General features: G+C 73.0%; 16 protein-coding genes. 10 read left to right on the top strand and 6 right to left on the bottom strand.

The annotated features are described in order from the left end of the window. The first annotated feature begins 102 nt into the window (after positions 1 to 102). Entirely contained in the window at positions 103 to 1,803 is a 1,701-nt protein-coding gene (locus tag ACIRRH_RS27035; protein WP_403072413.1) for a protein kinase, read from the top strand. Positions 1,804 to 1,808: 5 nt separating this feature from the next. Here ACIRRH_RS27035 and ACIRRH_RS27030 read toward each other — a convergent pair whose 3' ends face one another. Both ACIRRH_RS27030 and ACIRRH_RS27025 read right to left on the bottom strand, forming a co-directional pair. Then, on the bottom strand, positions 1,809 to 2,912 hold the full coding sequence (locus ACIRRH_RS27030) for a phosphotransferase (RefSeq protein ID WP_403072410.1): 1,104 nt from the start codon (positions 2,910 to 2,912) through the stop codon (positions 1,809 to 1,811). 65 nt (positions 2,913 to 2,977) lie between these two features. Beyond that, complete coding sequence (locus ACIRRH_RS27025; protein WP_074001879.1) at positions 2,978 to 3,637, bottom strand: response regulator transcription factor; 660 nt, start codon at positions 3,635 to 3,637, stop codon at positions 2,978 to 2,980. A gap of 426 nt (positions 3,638 to 4,063) precedes the next feature. On the opposite strand from ACIRRH_RS27025, the gene pdhA reads away from it, so the two are divergent. The 3 genes from pdhA to ACIRRH_RS27010 are packed head-to-tail and all read left to right on the top strand — an operon-like array spanning position 4,064 to position 7,629. Next, a complete protein-coding gene (gene pdhA, locus ACIRRH_RS27020) occupies positions 4,064 to 5,218 on the top strand; it encodes a pyruvate dehydrogenase (acetyl-transferring) E1 component subunit alpha (RefSeq protein ID WP_403072406.1) in 1,155 nt (384 codons plus the stop codon). Next, entirely contained in the window at positions 5,218 to 6,192 is a 975-nt protein-coding gene (locus ACIRRH_RS27015) for an alpha-ketoacid dehydrogenase subunit beta (protein ID WP_403072404.1), read from the top strand. The genes pdhA and ACIRRH_RS27015 overlap by 1 nt, the downstream gene beginning before the upstream one ends. 15 nt (positions 6,193 to 6,207) lie before the next feature. Further along, positions 6,208 to 7,629 carry a dihydrolipoamide acetyltransferase family protein gene (locus tag ACIRRH_RS27010; protein WP_403072402.1) on the top strand — a complete coding sequence of 474 codons (1,422 nt, stop codon included), beginning with the start codon at positions 6,208 to 6,210 and terminating at the stop codon, positions 7,627 to 7,629. 88 nt (positions 7,630 to 7,717) lie between these two features. Here the strand turns inward: ACIRRH_RS27010 and ACIRRH_RS27005 are convergent, their stop codons facing one another. Beyond that, the gene (locus tag ACIRRH_RS27005) at positions 7,718 to 8,683 is read right to left on the bottom strand and encodes a hypothetical protein (RefSeq protein ID WP_403072399.1); all 966 of its coding nucleotides are present in this window, start codon (positions 8,681 to 8,683) and stop codon (positions 7,718 to 7,720) included. A 401-nt stretch (positions 8,684 to 9,084) separates the two neighbouring features. Here ACIRRH_RS27005 and ACIRRH_RS27000 point away from each other — a divergent pair, with 401 nt between their 5' ends. Both ACIRRH_RS27000 and ACIRRH_RS26995 read left to right on the top strand, forming a co-directional pair. Then, a complete protein-coding gene (locus ACIRRH_RS27000) occupies positions 9,085 to 10,281 on the top strand; it encodes a M64 family metallopeptidase (RefSeq protein ID WP_403072397.1) in 1,197 nt (398 codons plus the stop codon). A 62-nt stretch (positions 10,282 to 10,343) separates the two neighbouring features. Further along, complete coding sequence (locus ACIRRH_RS26995) at positions 10,344 to 11,723, top strand: nitrate/nitrite transporter (RefSeq protein ID WP_403072394.1); 1,380 nt, start codon at positions 10,344 to 10,346, stop codon at positions 11,721 to 11,723. A gap of 53 nt (positions 11,724 to 11,776) precedes the next feature. Here the strand turns inward: ACIRRH_RS26995 and ACIRRH_RS26990 are convergent, their stop codons facing one another. Both ACIRRH_RS26990 and ACIRRH_RS26985 read right to left on the bottom strand, forming a co-directional pair. Next, entirely contained in the window at positions 11,777 to 12,499 is a 723-nt protein-coding gene (locus tag ACIRRH_RS26990; RefSeq protein WP_403072391.1) for a Bro-N domain-containing protein, read from the bottom strand. A gap of 153 nt (positions 12,500 to 12,652) precedes the next feature. Further along, entirely contained in the window at positions 12,653 to 13,474 is an 822-nt protein-coding gene (locus tag ACIRRH_RS26985; protein WP_403072388.1) for a maleylpyruvate isomerase family mycothiol-dependent enzyme, read from the bottom strand. Between the two features lie 174 nt (positions 13,475 to 13,648). On the opposite strand from ACIRRH_RS26985, the gene ACIRRH_RS26980 reads away from it, so the two are divergent. The 3 genes from ACIRRH_RS26980 to ACIRRH_RS26970 all read left to right on the top strand — a co-directional run bounded on the left by ACIRRH_RS26980 (position 13,649) and on the right by ACIRRH_RS26970 (position 16,376). Continuing rightward, entirely contained in the window at positions 13,649 to 14,446 is a 798-nt protein-coding gene (locus tag ACIRRH_RS26980) for a carbon-nitrogen family hydrolase (protein ID WP_403072385.1), read from the top strand. 149 nt (positions 14,447 to 14,595) lie between these two features. Further along, on the top strand, positions 14,596 to 15,612 hold the full coding sequence (locus tag ACIRRH_RS26975; RefSeq protein ID WP_403072383.1) for a GntR family transcriptional regulator: 1,017 nt from the start codon (positions 14,596 to 14,598) through the stop codon (positions 15,610 to 15,612). Between the two features lie 116 nt (positions 15,613 to 15,728). Then, positions 15,729 to 16,376, top strand: a complete 648-nt coding sequence (locus tag ACIRRH_RS26970; RefSeq protein WP_224284654.1) for a hypothetical protein — start codon at positions 15,729 to 15,731, stop codon at positions 16,374 to 16,376. A gap of 10 nt (positions 16,377 to 16,386) precedes the next feature. On the opposite strand, the gene ACIRRH_RS26965 is transcribed toward ACIRRH_RS26970, so the two are convergent. After that, positions 16,387 to 17,172, bottom strand: coding sequence for an SLATT domain-containing protein (locus tag ACIRRH_RS26965; protein WP_403072380.1), 786 nt, complete (start codon positions 17,170 to 17,172; stop codon positions 16,387 to 16,389). Positions 17,173 to 17,539: 367 nt separating this feature from the next. Here ACIRRH_RS26965 and purD point away from each other — a divergent pair, with 367 nt between their 5' ends. Beyond that, positions 17,540 to 18,787 carry a phosphoribosylamine--glycine ligase gene (gene purD, locus ACIRRH_RS26960; protein ID WP_403072377.1) on the top strand — a complete coding sequence of 416 codons (1,248 nt, stop codon included), beginning with the start codon at positions 17,540 to 17,542 and terminating at the stop codon, positions 18,785 to 18,787. Positions 18,788 to 18,790 lie beyond the last annotated feature (3 nt).

Raw genomic sequence — 18,790 nt, 5'->3', positions numbered from 1 at the left:
CAGGTCCGGGGGTGCCACAGCCGTCCGCCGGAAGCGGTAGCGTTCGGGGATACGTAAGCGACAGGGCACCGCGATCCGAGCGAACGCCCGGGGCGAGGAGCGATGGCACAGACGCAGCAGCCGGACGACGACGCGGGTGTCCGGGCGGTCGGCCGGACCGGCGGAACCCCGAGGATTCCCGGGCCCGGCACCGAGGCCGCGACCTCGGCGCTGCCCCCGGTCACCGCGGGCGGCCCGCAGACCCCGGGCCGCGGCACCGCGGTGCCGCTGAGCACCGTCGGCGACGGCCGCTACCGGCTGACCCACCGGCTCGGACGCGGTGGCATGGCCGAGGTGTTCGCCGCCGAGGACGTGCGGCTCGGCCGCACCGTCGCGGTCAAGCTGCTGCGCGGCGAACTGGCCCAGGACGACGTCGCCCGGCTGCGCTTCACCCGCGAGGCACACGCCGTCGCGGCGCTCAACCACCACTCGATCGTCTCGGTCTACGACACCGGCGAGGAGTACGTCGGGGACGAGTCCACGCCGTACATCGTGATGGAGCTGGTCGAGGGCCGCACCGTCCGCGAGCTGCTGGCGGACGAGGAGGCGCCGCCGGTCGACCAGGCGCTGATCATCATCGCCGGGGTGCTGGAGGCGCTCGCCTACAGCCACCGCAACGGCATCGTCCACCGCGACATCAAGCCCGCCAACGTGAGCATCACCAACACCGGCGCGGTCAAGGTGATGGACTTCGGCATCGCCCGGGCGCTGACCGGCGGGGCCACCACGATGACCCAGACCGGCATGGTCATGGGCACCCCGCAGTACCTCTCGCCCGAGCAGGCGCTCGGCAAGCCGGTCGACCACCGCTCCGACCTGTACGCGGCCGGCTGCATGCTCTACGAGCTGCTCACGCTGCGCCCGCCGTTCACCGGCGACACCCCGCTGTCGGTGGTCTACCAGCACGTCCAGGACCCGCCGGTGCCGCCCTCGCAGGCCAACGGCCGGGTGCCGGCCGGCCTCGACCCGCTGGTGCTGCGCTCGCTCGCCAAGAACCCGGACGACCGCTTCCAGGACGCCGACGAGTTCCGCGCCCACGTGCAGCACGCGCTGCGCGAGATGCACGACGCGGCCGGGGCCGGCTGGGTCGGCGCGACCGCGGGCGACACCGGTGCGACCCAGGTGCTCCGGCCGGACCAGACCGCGGCCACCGCGGCCTTCGGCGCGGTGCGCCCGGGCGACCAGACCTCCGTGCTGCCGTACTCGACGGGCGGCCCGCACACCCCCTCCTCGCCCTACCCGGCGGCCGGCGGCCCGTACGGCGGCGGCGCGGGCGAGGACGGCGAGGGCCCCGGCCGGCGGCGCGGGCCGTGGGCCTGGGTGGCCGGTGCGATCGCCGTGCTGGTCGCGGCCGGTGCGGGCATCGCGTTCGCGCTCAGCGGCAACGACAAGGTCGACCACGGCGTGTCCCCGACGCAGCCCCCGGCGGTCACCACCACGGAGCCGACCGCGCCGGCCCAGGGCGGTCTGGTGACCCCGCCGGCCTCGGTCTCCGGCAGCAAGAAGCCGCAGCAGCCGACCGACCCCGGCAACAACGGCGGGAACAACACCGGGAACAACGGCAACAACATGTCGCCGTCGCCGAACTCGGGCAAGCACACGCCGACCCCGACGCCGACCGGGACCGCCAGCCACACGCCGACGGCGACCGCGCCGGCGTCGACGCCGCCTGCGACGACGCCGCCGGCGACTTCGGGCGCCGGCACGGGTACGGCCAAGCCGCCGACGGACACGAAGACGACGGACCCGAAGACGACCCCCTGACCCGGTCAGTTGGCGAAGGCGTCCAGGACCTGCTCGTACTCCTGGCACCACCACGCCAGCTGCCCCGCGGAGGCGGGGTAGAGCGGGTCGGCCCGGTGGTCGGCCCGCTGGTAGCGCCACTGCAGCATCCAGAAGTCGTTCAGCCGCTCCCACCAGACCCGGTGGACGGCGCCGGCCATGTGCTCGGCGGTGGCGGCACCGGAGGCCCGGTACGCCTGTGAGTAGCGGCGGACCCGGACCAGGTCGAGGACGCCGGACGACCGGTCGTTGAAGAGCAGCGTGGCGGCCCGGACCGCCTCCTCGGCGCGTGGCTGCGGGCCGAGCTTGTCCCAGTCCAGGACGGCGGTCACCCGGCCGCCTCCCTGCGGGCCGTCGTCGTACAGCAGGTTGAGGCCGTGGAAGTCGCCGTGGGTCCAGCCGGTGGGCGGCGCGGCCTCCGGGGCGGGGCGGCGGTGGGCGTGCTCGGCGAGCAGTTCCAGCCGTTCCGTGAGCCGTTCCACCACCAGGGCGTCCAGCTCCCCGGCCGGGTGGTACTCCCGGGCGCGGCGCCGCAGGTCGCGGGCGAGTCCGGCGCTGTCGACGGGGTCGGCGCTCCGGTAGCCGGCGGGTTGTCCGAGCGGGGCGCAGACGTCGTCGAGTGCGCCGTGCAGCCGGCCGAGCAGCGCGCCGAGCGCGTCGCACTGCGACGGGTCGAGCTCGCCGCCGTGCCGGTGCCGGCCGTCGACCCAGGGGAACAGCGCGAACAGCCGACCGCCCCGGGCGGCCACCGTGCCGGACCGTTCGGCGCAGGCCAGCGGGGGTGTGACGGGCAGTCCGAGGGTGTTCAGCGCGGCCATCGCGCGGTGGTGGGCGAGGATCTTCGGACGGCTGGCGGTGGCGGTGTCGACGTAGCACTTCAGGAAGTGCGGACCGGCCTCGGTGGTGACCAGGTACCCCCGGTTCAGCAGGCCCTCGGCGACGGGTTCGGCGGTCAGCAGCCGTCCTACCCGGTAGCGGGCCAGGACCTCGGCGAGCGCGGCCGGCGGGACGGGTGGGCTGAGGGTCCCCATCGGCGGTGCGCAGACGTCGGGGCGGGCCGGGGCGCAGGCGAGGGTCTGGCTGAAAGTCACGTGGAGAGGTTATGGCCCCTTTGCAGGGGCCCTTGACAAGCCGTCAGTTCTGTGCAGCCGTCCGGTCAGTACTGGTGGTCGGCCTGGTGCCGCGCCACGAAGGCGGCCGCCTGGGTGCGCCGCTCCATGCCCATCTTGGCGAGCAGACTGGAGACGTAGTTCTTCACCGTCTTCTCGGCCAGGTGCAACTCGTTGCCGATCTGACGATTTGTCATACCTTCGCCGATCAGATCGAGGATCCGCCGCTCCTGCTTGGTGAGTTGGGCGAGCCGCTCGTCCTCCTTCTCCCCGCCGTCGCGCAGCCGGGCGAGCACCCTGCTGGTGGCGACCGGGTCGAGCAGCGAGCGGCCGGCCGCGACGTCCCGGACGGCGGTGATCAGGTCGGTGCCGCGGATCGCCTTCAGCACGTAGCCGGAGGCGCCGGCCATGATCGAGTCGAACAGCGCCTCGTCGTCCGAGAACGAGGTCAGCATCAGGCACTTGATCTCCGGAAGCTTGGACCGGATCTCGCGGCAGACCTCGACCCCGTTGCCGTCCGGCAGCCGGACGTCGAGCACCGCGACGTCCGGGTGGACCGCCGGGATCCGGGTGAGTGCCTCGGCGGCCGTGCCGGCCTCGCCGACCACCTCGATGTCGTCCTCGACCGAGAGCAGATCGTGCACGCCCCGTCGGACGACCTCGTGATCGTCGAGCAGGAACACCCTGATTTGTCCGTTATCAGTCACGTCCAAAGCCTCCCATATCACCCTACGAAAGACCTATCGCCCGCACCTCCGTCACAACGGGATCCGGCCACAGCCGTCCGAAACCGATACCGAGAACCCCCTTACGTACGGGCGTCTGCCCGGATAACGTGCGCTGGTGTCCTGAAGGCGCTCGAATTGAGAGCTGCGTCACGCCGACCGTCACCCCCACCCTTCCGACGGCGAGCCGAACGCAGCACCCTCGGGGTTGTAGGCCCTGAACAAGTAGGACGTCCTAGCGCAAGCGCGTCGAGGGCGGACGCTGGGTAACGTTCTCGTGAGGGACGCCGTCGGAACAGGATCACCACCTGCCCCGCAGTGGGAGCGCACACCCACGCGCGCCCCGCGAGGCGGTGACCGGACCGGTCACCGGCGACCCCGGGTGGCCGGACAGACCGAGGAGTGAACGTGACCGTCAAAAGCACGGCGAGGGCTCGCAAGAAGGCGGCCCCCGGCGTCCCTGACAACCTCCGCGCCACGGGCAAGGACGCCCAGCCGGAGCTCGTCCAGTTGCTCACGCCGGAAGGCGAGCGGGTCGAGCACCCGGACTACCCCCTCACCACCACTCCCGAGGAGCTGCGCGCCCTCTACCGCGACCTGGTGCTGGTGCGCCGGTTCGACGGCGAGGCCACCGCGCTCCAGCGGCAGGGCGAGCTGGGCCTGTGGGCCTCGCTGCTCGGCCAGGAGGCCGCCCAGGTCGGTTCCGGCCGCGCCATGCGCCCCGGCGACTACGCCTTCCCCACGTACCGCGAGCACGGCGTGGCCTGGTGCCGCGACGTCGACCCGCTGAACCTGCTCGGCATGTTCCGCGGCGTGAACCACGGCGGCTGGGACCCGAACGAGAAGAACTTCCACCTGTACACCATCGTGATCGGCGCGCAGGCCCTGCACGCCACCGGTTACGCGATGGGCGTCAGCAAGGACGGCGCCGACGACGCGGTGATCGCGTACTTCGGCGACGGTGCCTCCAGCCAGGGCGACGTCAACGAGGCCTTCACCTTCGCCTCGGTCTACAACGCGCCGGTGGTGTTCTTCTGCCAGAACAACCAGTGGGCGATCTCCGAGCCCACCACCACCCAGACCAAGATCCCGCTGTACCGCCGCGCCTCCGGCTTCGGCTTCCCGGGCGTCCGGGTCGACGGCAACGACGTGCTGGCCTGCCTGGCGGTCACCCGCTGGGCGCTCGACCACGCCCGCAGCGGCAACGGCCCGGTGCTGATCGAGGCGTTCACCTACCGGATGGGTGCCCACACCACCTCCGACGACCCCACCCGCTACCGGCACGCCGAGGAGACCGAGGCCTGGAAGGCCAAGGACCCGATCACCCGGCTCCGCGCCCACCTGGAGAAGGAGGGCCTGGCCGACGAGGCGTTCTTCGCCGCCCTCGACGCCGAGAGCGAGCAGTTGGGGCTGCGGGTGCGCGAGGGCGTGCGCGGCATGCCGGACCCGGACCCGACCCTGATCTTCGACCACGTGTACAGCGAGCCGCACACGCTGGTCGATGAGGAACGGGCCGAGTACATCGAGTACGCGGCCTCCTTCGAGGCGGGGGAGACCCACTGATGGCCGGTCAGCTGAGCATCGCCAAGGCGCTGAACGGAGCGCTGCGCAAGTCGCTGGAGAACGACCCGAAGACCGTCCTGATGGGCGAGGACATCGGCAAGCTCGGCGGCGTCTTCCGGATCACCGACGGCCTCCAGAAGGACTTCGGCGAGGACCGGGTGATCGACACCCCGCTCGCCGAGTCCGGGATCATGGGTACCGCGATCGGCCTCGCGCTGCGCGGCTACCGCCCCGTCGTGGAGATCCAGTTCGACGGCTTCGTGTACCCGGCCTTCGACCAGATCGTCTCCCAGCTGGCCAAGATGCACGCCCGTGCGCTGGGCCACGTCAAGCTGCCGGTCACCGTGCGCATCCCCTACGCGGGTGGTATCGGTGCGGTCGAGCACCACAGCGAGTCGCACGAGGCGTACTTCGCGCACACCGCCGGTCTGCGCGTGGTCACCCCGGCCAGCGCGCACGACGCGCACTGGATGCTGCGGCAGTCGATCGAGTCCGACGACCCGGTCATCTTCCTGGAGCCCAAGCGCCGCTACTGGGACAAGGGCGAGGTCGGCGACGCCGCCGACCTGGGCCTGCACGACGCCCGGATCGTCCGGTCCGGCACCGACGCGACGCTGATCGCGTACGGCCCGATGGTCAAGGTCTGCCTGGAGGCCGCCGCGGCCGCCGAGGAGGACGGCCGCCGGCTGGAGGTCGTCGACCTGCGCTCCCTCTCCCCGGTGGACTTCGCCGCGCTGGAGGTGTCGGTCAAGCGCACCGGTCGGGCCGTCGTGGTGCACGAGGCACCGGTCTTCATGGGCATGGGCGCCGAGCTGGCCGCCCGGCTCACCGAGAAGTGCTTCTACCATCTGGAGGCGCCGGTCCTGCGGGTCGGCGGCTACCACGCGCCGTACCCGCCGTCCCGGGTCGAGGAGGCCTTCCTGCCCGACCTGGACCGCGTGCTCGACGCCGTCGACCGCGCGCTGGCGTACTGATACCGGGGAGCGAAGATGACCACCGAAGTTCGCTCGCTCCGCGAGTTCAAGATGCCCGACGTGGGCGAGGGCCTCACCGAGGCCGAGATCCTCAGCTGGTACGTCAAGCCCGGTGACACCGTCACCGACGGGCAGGTCGTCTGCGAGGTGGAGACCGCCAAGGCGGCGGTGGAGCTGCCCATCCCGTTCAACGGGGTGGTCGAGAAGCTGCACTTCCCCGAGGGCGCGACGGTCGACGTCGGCACCGTGATCATCTCGGTCGCGGTCGCCGGCGAGGCGGGGGCCGAGGCTCCGGCCGCGCCCGCCGCGACGCCGGCCCAGGCTCCGGCTCCCGCCGAGGAGGCCGAGCCCGAGCGGCGCGAGGTGCTGGTCGGGTACGGCCCGCGCACCGGCGGCACCCAGCGCCGGGCGCGGCGGACGACCACCACCAGGGTCGACGCGGCCAAGCCGGCCCCGGCCGCGCCTGCCCCGGTCGCGCCTGCCCCGGCGCCCGCGGCCCCGGTCGCGGTTGCGGAAGTGCCCGGCGGGGAACGGCCGTTGGCCAAACCGCCGGTGCGCAAGCTGGCCAAGGACCTCGGCGTCGACCTGCGCGCGGTCACCCCGACCGGCCGGGACGGCGTGATCACCCGCGAGGACGTGCACGCCTACGCCACCGCCCAGGCCGCTCCGGCCGCCCCGGTGGTCGAGGCCGCCGTGGCGGAGCCGGCCGCGCCGCAGGCGCCGGTGCCCACCGCGGGCGACGTCCGGGTGCCGATCAAGGGTGTCCGCAAGGCGACCGCGCAGGCGATGGTGGCCTCGGCCTTCACCGCCCCGCACGTCACCGAGTTCGTGCAGGTCGACGTGACCCGCACGATGAAGTTCGTCCGCCGGCTCAAGGAGAGCGGCGAGCTGGGCCGGGACGTCCGGGTCAGCCCGCTGCTGATCGTCGCCAAGGCGCTGCTCACCGCGATCAAGCGGCACCCCGAGATCAACGCGCAGTGGGACGAGGCGGCGCAGGAGATCGTCCTCAAGGGCCAGGTGAACCTCGGCATCGCCGCGGCCACCCCGCGCGGACTGATCGTCCCGAACATCAAGGACGCCGGGTCCAAGACCCTCGCCGGGCTGGCCACGTCACTCGGCGAGCTGGTCGAGACCGCCCGTCAGGGCAAGACCTCGCCGGCCGACATGCAGGGCGGGACGGTCACCATCACCAACGTCGGCGTCTTCGGCGTCGACACGGGCACCCCGATCCTCAACCCGGGCGAGGCCGCCATCCTGGCCTTCGGCGCGGTCCGGGAACTGCCGTGGGTGCACAAGGGCAAGGTGGTTCCGCGTCAGGTGACCACGCTCGCGCTCTCCTTCGACCACCGCCTGGTGGACGGGGAGCTGGGCTCCAAGGTGCTGGCCGACGTGGCCGCGTTGCTGGAGCGCCCGAAGCGCCTGATCACCTGGGGCTGACGGCCCGGTAGGACCTCGTAGGACCGAAGAAGGGGCCCTCCTCCGCACCGTGCGGAGGAGGGCCCCTTCGTTGCGACCGCCCGTTCGACTAACGCTGGGGACGGAGCCGGCGGACGGCGATCAGGACGCCGGCTCCGAGGGCGAGGAGCGCGGCGGAGGAGACGGCGAGGAAGGTGTTGGTGGACGAGGAGCCGGTCCGGGCCAGCTCGGGCGTGCCGGCGGGCGCCGTGGTGGCGGTGGCGGTGGCGGGGGCGGTGGCCGGGGCCGAGGCCTTCGGGGCCTCGGGGGCGACCGGGGCGGCGTCCTTGGTCCTGTCGGCGGCGGGCTCGGCGGGCTCGGCGGTCTTGGTGGGCGTCGGCTCGGGCTCGGCCGGGGTGGTCGGCTTCGCGCTGGGTGCGGGGGCTGCGGCCCGCGCCACGTGGAAGCTGCGGGACTCGCCGCCCTGGACCGGGAACCCGGGGGCCTTCGCGAGGGCGACGAACTCGAGCCCGGTCATCTCCTTGGGCGCCTTCGCGGAGAGCCCCACCCGGAACAGGACGTTCGCGGCCCGACCGTTCTCCAGGCGCGCGGTGGTGGTCGCCGGGGACTCGACGGAGGTCAGCGACGGGTCGCAGCCGCCGTGGACCAGCTTGACCGGCTTCCAGCCGCCCGCGGAGGCGACCTCGACCGTGACGTCCTCGGCCTCCAGGCCGCCGGCGGCCGGGTTGTGGATCCCGAGCAGCGCGGAGATGTTCTGGTACGGGGCGCCGGTGAAGTTGGTGACGCTGACGCCGACCTCGACCTTGGGGCCGCCCGCGGTGATGGTCTGGTTGCCCGGGGTCATGATGAACCCGGCCTGGTAGGAGCCCTGGTGGTCGGCGGCGGGCGCCTCGGCGACGCTCGCGGTGGTCTTCGCGCGGGTGGTGGTGGCGCCCTCCCCGCAGGCCCAGGCGGTGTCGGTGGCGAGGAGCTGGACGCCGCCGGCGAGGACGGCGGTGGCGGCGAGGGTGGCGATGCGGCGACGGGAGAGCGTGCGGTCGTTCTTCGCAAAACGGGTGATAACGGGCATGCGCATGACGTGACTCCCCAGGGTCATCGTGCTGATGGTGTGAGTGGGTGAAGACGACCGGCCCCGCTCCTGTCGAGCGGAAGCGCCCCCCGGCTCTGCCGGTCTCGCTCTCCGTGCCTTCACCCGTACAGACGCGCATCCCCGGAGGGGGTTGCAGACGAGTTCCGAAAAGTTTTCGGGGCTCTTCGGCGGGCTTCGGGGGGCCACTCAGGTGGTGGTTGGTATGACATGAATGATCCGGGAGGTCCGGATCGTTGGGCCAGGTCGGTGACTTTTACGCGGCCGGATAGGGGAGCCCCACCGGTCAGGGTACGTCTCCGCTCCACCACCCGGGCGACGCCGGGTGACCGGAGCCCGGAGGACGCACCCGTATGCCGCGTGGCAACCCTGGCCGTCTCGTCCGGAGTGTGGCCGCACTCGTGCTGGTGTCCGTCGCCGCCCTCCCGGCCGCCGTGGAGCTGGCCGGCCCCCCGCCGTTCGGCGTGATCGGGCCGGGGGCGCCGGCCGACCGCGCGGTGCCGCCGCACACGGCCCTCCGCGCCGACCAGCAGGCATCCGGGGCCGCCCCGACCTTCGACATACGCCGCACCGGGGACCCGGCCAACCGGATCACCCTGGTGCTGCTCGGCGACGGCTACACGGCCGACGAGCAGGAGCTCTTCCGGCAGCAGGCAGACAGGGCCTGGCACGCGCTGATGGACATCGAGCCCTTCCGCACCTACCAGGGCTTCTTCAACATCAGGCGGGTCGAGGTGGTCTCCCCGGTCTCCGGGATCGCCGAGTCCGAGAGCCGCGGCCGCAAGACCGCCACCCCGCTCGGCATGCACTTCTGGTGCGAGGGCACCGCCCGGCTGCTCTGCGCCGACGAGGCCGCCACCGCGCGGTACGCGGGCGACGGCGCCGGGCCGCAGTACCTGATAGCGCTGGCCAACTCCGCCGAGTACGGCGGCGCCGGCGGTACCGGGGTGACCACCCTCGCGGGCGGCAGCCCGGACGCCGGGCGGATCATCCAGCACGAGATCGGGCACACCGTGGGGGACCTCGGCGACGAGTACGACAGCGCCCCGGACGACGCCGACTACCCGAACCTCGCCACCCTCAACGCCGAAGACATGCGCAGGAAGCAGACCAAGTGGTGGCGCTGGCTCGGCGCCGAGTCCCCGGACGGGGCCGGGGTGATCGGGGCGTACCGCAGCGTCAACGGCCTCTACCGGCCCACCCCGGACTCGGTGATGCGCACCCTGGGCAGTGCGTACAACCTCCCCTCGCGGGAGGCGATCATCGAGGAGCTGTACCGCAAGGTCCGGCCGACCGACGACCCGCTGCCGGCCCCCGGCGAGGTGGCCGGGCGGCCCCGGCTCGACGTCCGGCCGCTGCCGCTGACCGGCCCGCGGCAGCTGAAGGTGGAGTGGACGGTGGACGGCGTCCCGGTGACGCCGCAGCCCGCCGACGGCTCCTGGCTGGACACCGCCCGGCTGGAGCTGGCCCCGGGCCGGACGGCCACCGTGACGGCGACCGTCCGGGACACCACCGACTGGGTGCGGGACGAGGCCTTCCGGGAGCGCTACATGACCCGCTCGGTGTCCTGGACGCTGACCGGCTGACGCCCGGTTCGCACCACCCGGATCTGGGCGTCCAATCATGGGATGACTAGTCTGGTCGGACTATGACCGTGGAGCCCGATCGTTCAGCCCCGTCCCTGTCCGTCCCCGCTCCCCGATCCACGGCCGAGCCCCCGGCCGCCCCCACACCTGTGCCTGTGACCGCACCCGCACCCGCACCGCCCGGTGGTCGCGCGGCCTGGCTGGCCTGGTCCATCGGCGTCAGCGTCTACATCCTGGCCGTCATCCACCGCACCAGCCTCGGCGTGGCCGGACTGGACGCCGCCGACCGCTTCGGCATCGGCGCCTCGGCGCTCTCCACCTTCTCGATCCTCCAGGTGCTGGTCTACGCGGCCATGCAGATCCCGGTCGGCCTGCTGGTCGACCGGTTCGGGCCGCGCCGGGTGCTGCTGCTCGGTGTCCTGCTGCTGAGTGCCGGTCAGCTGGCCTTCGCGTTCAGCTCCGCCTTCGGCCCCGCGCTGGCCTCCCGCGCCGTGCTCGGCTGCGGTGACGCGATGACCTTCATCAGCGTGCTGCGGATCGCCGCCCGGTGGTTCCCGGCGGCCCGGAACCCGTTCGTGGCCCAGCTGACCGGCTTGGCCGGGATGGGCGGCAACCTGGTCACCACCGTGGTGCTCGCCCGGGCGCTGCACAGCGAGGGCTGGACGCCCACCTTCACCGCGATCGCCCTGCTGGGCGTGGTGGTGTTCGCGCTGGTCGCGCTCTTCCTCCAGGACACGCCGCCCCACCAGGAGGCCGCCGTACGGCCCGACGCGGCACGGCCCGACGCGGTACGGGCGGCGCGGCCGAAGGTCGGCCGGCAGGTCCTCGCCTGCTGGCGGGAGCCGGGCACCCGGCTCGGGCTCTGGATCCACTTCACCACCCAGTTCCCCGGCAACGCCTTCGGCCTGCTCTGGGGCCTGCCCTACCTGGTGCAGGCGCAGGGCATGTCCCGGGCCGGGGCCGGCGGGCTGCTGACCCTGCTGGTGCTCAGCAACATGACCTTCGGCTTCGTCTTCGGCCGGCTGCTCTCCGCCTCGGCGCGGGCCCGGATGCCGATCGTGCTGACCGTCATCGTGACCACCGCGCTCGGCTGGGCGCTGGTGCTGGCCTGGCCGGGCGGCCACCCGCCGACCTGGCTGCTGGTCGGGATCATCCTGGTGATGGGCAGCAACGGACCGGCCTCGCTGGTCGGCCTCGACTACGCGCGCGCCCGCAACCCCGCGGAGCGGCTCGGCACCGCCTCCGGGATCGTCAACATGGGCGGCTTCATCGGCACGATGATCACCCTGTTCGGCATCGGCGTGCTGCTGGACGCGCTCTCCCCGGACGGCGCCGGGGCCTACTCGGCCACCGCCTTCCGCTGGGCGTTCTGCTGGCAGTACGTCCCGTTGGCGGTGGGGACGGCGATGATCCTCAGGCTGCGGCGGAAGGTCGCGGCGTAGGGTTTCTGACCTGCGAAGATGCGTAACCCTCACTTCAAGTGAGGGTTGCGCCGCTACGCCTGAGTCGAACTCGGGCGTAGCGACGGCGTCAGCGGCCGCACTCCCTTGGGGCAGCCCGGGACGGTCCGGCTGCCCCGGATGCCGACCCGTTCCACGTCCGAGCAGGAGTAGTACCCGCCGAACGGCGGCCCACTGTCCTCGTCCTGAGCCGGCATGTGGAAGACCATCTCCCCGTGCCGACAGTGCACCGTCCCGTCCGAGCGGATGGTCACCCCCGGCCAGTTCTCGTGGTCGATCTCGGCGATGACATCGACCTGTCGGCCGATCGCCTCGGTCAGGGTCTCTGCCATCCGCCGCTGCTGGGTGGGGATGTCGGTGTCCCCGCGGCGGACGGAGGGGAGGAGGTCGCGGGTGACCCAGTTCCGGAAGGGCTGGGCATCCGGTTTCCTCGACCGCATGATCAGCGTGTAGACGCCGGCCTCACTGATCACGTTGAGATTTGGGTTACCGCGCTCGTAGAGCTTCTGACCTGCGGAAACGTGATTACCCTTCCTAGTGGGAAGGTTAATCGAGCGTGAGTTGATGACCCGTACCTGGCTTTCGCCGACCACTTGGCGGACACGGCTCGGGTTGATGCGACCGAGAACCGCGCACACGTCCGCCGTGACGAACCACGGCTCCCCGTCGATCATCACCACGCGGATCGGCTGCCCCGTGACCGGGAAGCTCGATCGCACCAGCACCATTTGTTCCTGCTGTCCCTGCTCGTCGTCCATGTGGACGCCCCTCCTTCTTCCGGGTGATGGCTGGACTGCCCGGAACAACGAGGTCGAACGGGTGAGGTGCTGGTCAAACATTGACGTGCGGTAGTGCGAGGGGTGCCGACCCGGCGGGCGTCGGTGCGTGCACGCCGGGTGGTGCCCGTCGGCTCAGATGGTGACCGAGAAGTTGGCCAGCACCCGCTCGGCCAGTTCCCGGTCGCCCTCGACGGAGACGTGGCCGGGCCGGCCGCGGCCGCAGGCGAGCCGCAGGTAGGTCTCCCAGCCCATGGTGAGCTGGACGTCGGGGGCCAGGCTGATCGACTCGTCCACGGTGCAGTGGCCGATGGCGTCCACCCGGACGGTGCGCAGGAACTCCACCGGGCCGGTGACGTCCAGCACCAGGGCCGTCCCGGCCGGGGCCCCGGCCTTGGTGGCGACGGCCTTGGGCAGCAGCTCCAGCAGCAGGTCCCGGGTGATCAGGGCGGCCGGGGCGTCCAGGTTGCCCGGGGTCTCCAGGGCCCGGCGCAGGTCCTGCTCGTGCACCCAGACGTCGAAGGCCCGCATCCGCAGCAGCTCGTGGTACGGGACGTCCCTGGCCAGCGGCCCGGCCGGCCAGCGCACCGGCTCCTCGGGCGTCTGCTTGGCGTTCCGCAGCGCCCGGGAGCGGCGGATGATCGTGTACTCCAGCTCGCTGGTCATCTCCAGCGCGGTGTGGCAGCGGCGCTTGTCGACCGGCAGTTCGATGTAACGGGCGAACTCGGTGGTCACGTGACGGAGGTCACGCGGCAGCGAGTGGATCGGGCGCGGGTCGCCGAGCAGGTCGGACTCGACCGCGATCACGTGTGAGACGACGTCCCGGACGGACCAGCCCGGGCACTCGGTGGCCCGGTTCCAGGAGTCCTCGGGAAGGCGGGCGACCAGCTCCGATATGGACTCGATGGTCTGGGTCCACGCCTCGGTGTAAGCCTGCACGGTCTGGTTGTCCGTCACGGGAATCTCCGGCCCTCCGTCAGCTTCCTTGCCGCCTGTGCCCCGCCGTCACGGCCGACCGGGATGGTCCGGCTTTCCGGGCGCACACGCTAACCGCACGTTACGCTGCCGGGAGACAGCTGGGCAGCGCTTTCGGGTGACGATCGTAGGTCTCTTGCCGTGGACGGTGGTACTGTGCGCGCTTCATTGATCCAACTCGCGGTTTCCGACGTGGAACCGCCCGCCGAGCGGAGGGCCCGGGCGGCGGCCCTGGTGCGGGCTCAGCAGGGCGCCGATCTGGTGGTGCTCCCGGAGCTGTGGCCGCTCGGCGGTTTCGCCTACGACCTCTGGTCGGACGGTGCGGAGACGCTGGACGGGCCCACCTCGGACGTGATGTCGGCCGCGGCCCGGGCCGCCGGGGTCTGGCTGCACGCCGGTTCGATCGTCGAGCGCGATCCGGACGGGCCGATCTACAACACATCGCTGCTGTTCTCCCCGGACGGGGAGCTGGTGCACACCTACCGCAAGATCCACCGGTTCGGCTTCGACAGCGGCGAGGCGGTGGTGATGGGTGCCGGGCAGGAGATCGTCACCGCGCCCACCGACTTCGCCACCCTGGGTCTGGCCACCTGCTACGACCTGCGCTTCCCGGAGCTGTTCCGGGCGCTGCTGGACGCCGGCGCGCAGCTGCTGGTGGTTCCGGCGGCCTGGCCGGCCCGGCGGTGCGAGCACTGGACGCTGCTGGCCCGGGCCCGGGCGGTGGAGGAGCAGGCCTTCGTGCTGGCCTGCAACACCGCCGGTACGCACGCCGGGGTCGAGCAGGCCGGGCACAGCATCGTGGTGGACCCGTGGGGCCGCGTGCTGGCCGAGGCGGGGGCGGACGAGCAGGTCCTGACGGTCGAGTTCGACCCGGCCGAGGTGGCCAGGGCGCGGGCGGAGTTCCCGGTGCTGCGGGACCGCCTGCTGGGGATCCCGGCGCCGGTCCAGCGCTGAGCCGGGGCGGGGCCGGGGCGCGGTGGACGCGTTCCGGGAGGGTTGGTTCGTACCGGGGCCGGTCGGGTTTGAGAAGATGAGCACTCGTCGTGTTCCCCGCCGGCCCGTACGAGGGCCAGCACGGTAGGCCGCCCGAGGAGGTCGCGCCCATGCCTGACAACGGCGCAGGCGACACCCCCCGCCCCGTCATCCACCGCAACAGCCTGCGCGAGCAGATCGCCGGCGCGCTGCGCGAGGAGATGATGGCCGGCCGGCTCGCGGCCGGCCGCAACTTCACCGTCAAGGAGATCGCCGAGCTGTACGGCGTCTCCGCGACCCCGGCCCGCGAGGCCCTGGTCGACCTCGGTGCGCAGGGTCTGCTGCGGGCCGAGCACCATCGCGGCTTCACCGTGCCCGAGCTGGGCTGGGACGACTTCCTGGAGATCTTCGAGTCCCGGGTGCTGATCACCGACAGCTTCCACCGCCAGTACGCCGCCCGCCGCGCGCTGCCCGACCTCAGTCGGCTGTCCTCGCTGCACCGCCGGGCCGACGCGGCGGTGCGGGCCGCCCGGGCCGGGAACCTGGACGTGATGGTGGGCTGCGACCGCCGGTTCTGGCAGGAGGTCGGCGGGCTGCTCGGCAACCGCCGGATCGCCGAATACCTGGACTGGCTGCGGGTGCAGTCCTGGATGTTCGCCGCGCCCTACCTGCGGGAGCTGCCCGTGCTGGGCGGGGTCTGCTGGGAACGCCACCCGGACCTGGTCGAGGCGATCGAGGCCGGCGATCCGGCCGGTGCGCACCGGATCATCTGCGAGTACAACCTGTACACCGTCCGGCTGCTGGCCGGGCTGGCCGGGCAGTCGCTGGAGTCGGTGACCGTCCTGGGACTGCTCACCGAGGCCGTCGGGGAGCAGCCGCCGGCGGTGCCCGTCGAGCCGCCGCCCGCGCCGGCGGCCCCGCCGGAGCCGGCCGCCGGGCCCGCCGACGAGCCCGGCGCGGGACGCGTCGAGCGCAGCCGCCGCAGCGACGAGGTGGGCCGGGAACTCGGCCGTGAGCTGGGCCTGGGACTCGGCCTGGTGCCGCAGCCGCGCGTGACGCCGTACGGCCGGTTCGGCCGGCGGCTGCCCGGGCCGCCCCCGGAGGCCCCGCGGGGACGGCCCGACCCGCACGCCGCACCGGGCCGGTAGGGTGGCGGGCGTCGTTACCGGGCGCCCCGCGAAAGGGCCGTCAGGGTACCGACCCAGCCCCCGTCGTCGCCCCGCCTCCGTGGGCGATCCCCGCCTCCGGAGAGGAACTGCCGGCCATGGCCTGCGACCTCTGGCTCGTCCCGCTGGTGGACGCGCTGAGCCACAGCCCCGACAACCCCTTCCGGGACGACCTCACGCTCTACAACTCGGTGCTGGCCTCACGCGGGCTGCCCGAGGTGCCGGTCTACCGGTTCGTCCCGGGCATCAGCGGTGCGGTCGAGCCGATAGCCGCCTTCGACTACGACTCGCTGCACTTCCTGCGCCGCGCCTACCTGTTGGGCCTCACCGGACTGGACATCACCCCGGTCGACGCGCTCGGCGGCGACTACGAGCAGCTGCTGGAGATGTTCGAGAGCAGCGCCGAACAGTCGCACCTGGTCTGGCACTTCGACCACGCCGGTGCGTACGTGCCGGTCGAGTTCGCGGTGCCGCTGGTGGACGACACGCTGCTCGCCTCCGGCGGCCCGCTCGGCTCCAGCCACGGGCTGCTGCGCGAACTCCAGGCCGTCGCACCGGCGCTGGGCATCGACCCGTTCAACCCGCCGGGCCCGACCCGGCCGCTCGGCCCGACCGGCCTGGAGCAGCCGTTCGGGCCGCCGATCGACGACGTCCACCCCTTCGCCCGGGAGCGGCACGCCTGGTCGGGCCTGTACGCGGCGGCGACCAGGAGCGTCACCCAGGGCTCGATGATCGTCTTCGCCTGACCTCCGGGCACTACCGCAGCGGCCCCTCCGGCGGCCGCTGGCGCGGCATGGTGGGCCGGGTGCCCGGCGGCGGCAGCACCCGCACCTGGGCACCCACCCCGGGCTCGCTGCGCCCGCCCCAGGCCCCGCCGGACTGGGTGGGCAGCTGGGTCATCGAGGCGCGGAACTCCAGCATCCACTCCGAGGTCTCGGAGCGGACCATGTCCGAGACGTCCTCGCAGAACCGGCGCAGCACGCCCAGGCAGCGCTCGGCGGCCTCGCCCGCGGTGCCCTCGGTCGGGCCGAGCACCTCGCGCACGCACTCCGACGCCCAGTCGAACTGGAAGGCCTCCAGGCGGCGTTGCAGCGCCTGCCCGGTGGAGACGTCCCGCATCCAGCCGGAGGTGAGGCCGAAGACCCGGTCGGCGGCCAGGCAGGTGGCGGAGAGTGCGAAGCCGACGTAGCCCCAGCTGGTGCCGTGCGCGAAGGCGCCGGCCAGGTCGACCAGCGGGGCGACCACCCCGCCCACCGCGAAACCGGCCGCGCCGAACCGCAGCAGGCGCGCCCAGCGGCGCTTCCAGACCCGGTCCCGGCGGTACCACTCGATCGCCTCGACCGCCCGCTCCTCGGACCAGCGGTAGAGCTCCTCCAGCCGTTCGGCGGGCTCGCCCCAGTCCCCGAGGGGGAACTGGCGGGTGCTCAGATCGGCCCGGTGACGGGTGGAGGCTCGTCGGACGACGGCGGCGGCGGGCTGGTCCTCCTCACCGATCTCCTTGCCCCAGGCACTCTCCTCGGGCTGCATTTCCGGCTGGCTCACCTGTGGGGCTCCCTGTGGCGGGCGGACTGCTGGGTCTGTCGGCGCAACGGCTGACGTGGCGTCCGCCGGTGGTTCTCCAACAGCACTTCTTACCGCCAAATGGCTGACCGTGGGGGCGCTTCTCCGTCGATCGTTACTGGTTTCGGCCACCGGAACCCGAGGTGGGCGGGTTGCGGGGGGCGGCGAGATTTCACCCGTCCGAGCGAGGGTCCGGTGACCCGGCGTCGTGACCCGACCACCCACAGCCGAACCGGCCCGGCCGGGCTTGGAGGATCCTCCGGCACACTCGGCGTACGGAGCTCTTCTCCTGGAGGATCCGACGGGACCGGAGAGCGACCGGAACAGGCCACCGACTACGCTGCCAGACGTGAAGGTCCTCGTCATCGGCGGCGGCGCCCGCGAACACGCCCTGTGCCGCTCTCTGTCCCAAGATCCCGCAGTGACCGAACTGCACTGTGCCCCGGGCAACGCCGGGATCGCACAGGTCGCGGCGGTCCACCCGGTCGACCAGCTGGACGGTGCGCAGGTCGCCGCGCTGGCCGGCCGGCTCGGCGCCGGCCTGGTCGTGGTCGGTCCGGAGGCCCCGCTGGTCGCCGGCGTCGCGGACGCCGTCCGCGCGGCCGGCATCCCGGTGTTCGGCCCGTCCGCCGCGGCAGCCCAGCTGGAGGGCTCGAAGGCCTTCGCCAAGGACGTGATGGCCGCGGCCGGCGTCCCCACCGCCCGCTCCTACGTCTGCACCACCGCCGCCGAGGCCGCCGAGGCGCTGGACGCCTTCGGTGCCCCGTACGTGGTCAAGGACGACGGCCTGGCCGCCGGCAAGGGCGTCGTGGTCACCTCCGACCGCGAGGCCGCGCTGGCGCACGCCGCCGCCTGCGAGCGCGTGGTCATCGAGGAGTACCTGGACGGCCCCGAGGTTTCGCTGTTCGCGATCACCGACGGCACCACCGTCGTCCCGCTCCAGCCCGCCCAGGACTTCAAGCGCGCACTGGACGGCGACGAGGGCCCCAACACCGGCGGCATGGGCGCCTACTCGCCGCTGCCGTGGGCGCCCGCCGGGCTGGTCGAGGAGGTCCTGGAGACCGTCCTCCAGCCGACCGTGGACGAGCTGCGCCGCCGTGGCACCGCGTTCTCCGGCCTGCTGTACGCGGGCCTGGCGCTCACCTCCCGCGGCACCCGGGTGATCGAGTTCAACGCCCGCTTCGGCGATCCGGAGACCCAGGTCGTGCTGGCCCGGCTGCGCACCCCGCTGGCGGGCGTGCTGCTGGCCTCCGCCGACGGCACCCTGGACCAGCTGGAGCCGCTGCGCTGGGACGAGGGCGCGGCCGTCACCGTGGTCGTCGCCTCCGAGGGCTACCCGGCCGCCCCGCGCACCGGCGACCCGATCGAGGGCCTGGCCGAGGCGGAGGCGGACGGCACCGCGTTCGTGCTGCACGCCGGGACGAAGGCGGACGAGGACGGCCGGGTGCTGAGCGCCGGCGGCCGCGTCCTGTCGGTCACCGCCACCGGCGCCGACCTGGCCGAGGCGCGCGAGCGCGCGTACGCCGCGGTGGACCGGATCTCCCTCAAGGGCGGCCAGCACCGCACCGACATCGCGCTGAAGGCGGCCACCGCCTGAGGC

It is taken from the genome of Kitasatospora sp. NPDC101235, assembly GCF_044767505.1.
Taxonomy (GTDB): Bacteria; Actinomycetota; Actinomycetes; order Streptomycetales; family Streptomycetaceae; genus Kitasatospora.
Note: the sequence above shows the minus strand (reverse complement) of the source record. Positions and strands in the feature narration are given on the sequence as shown.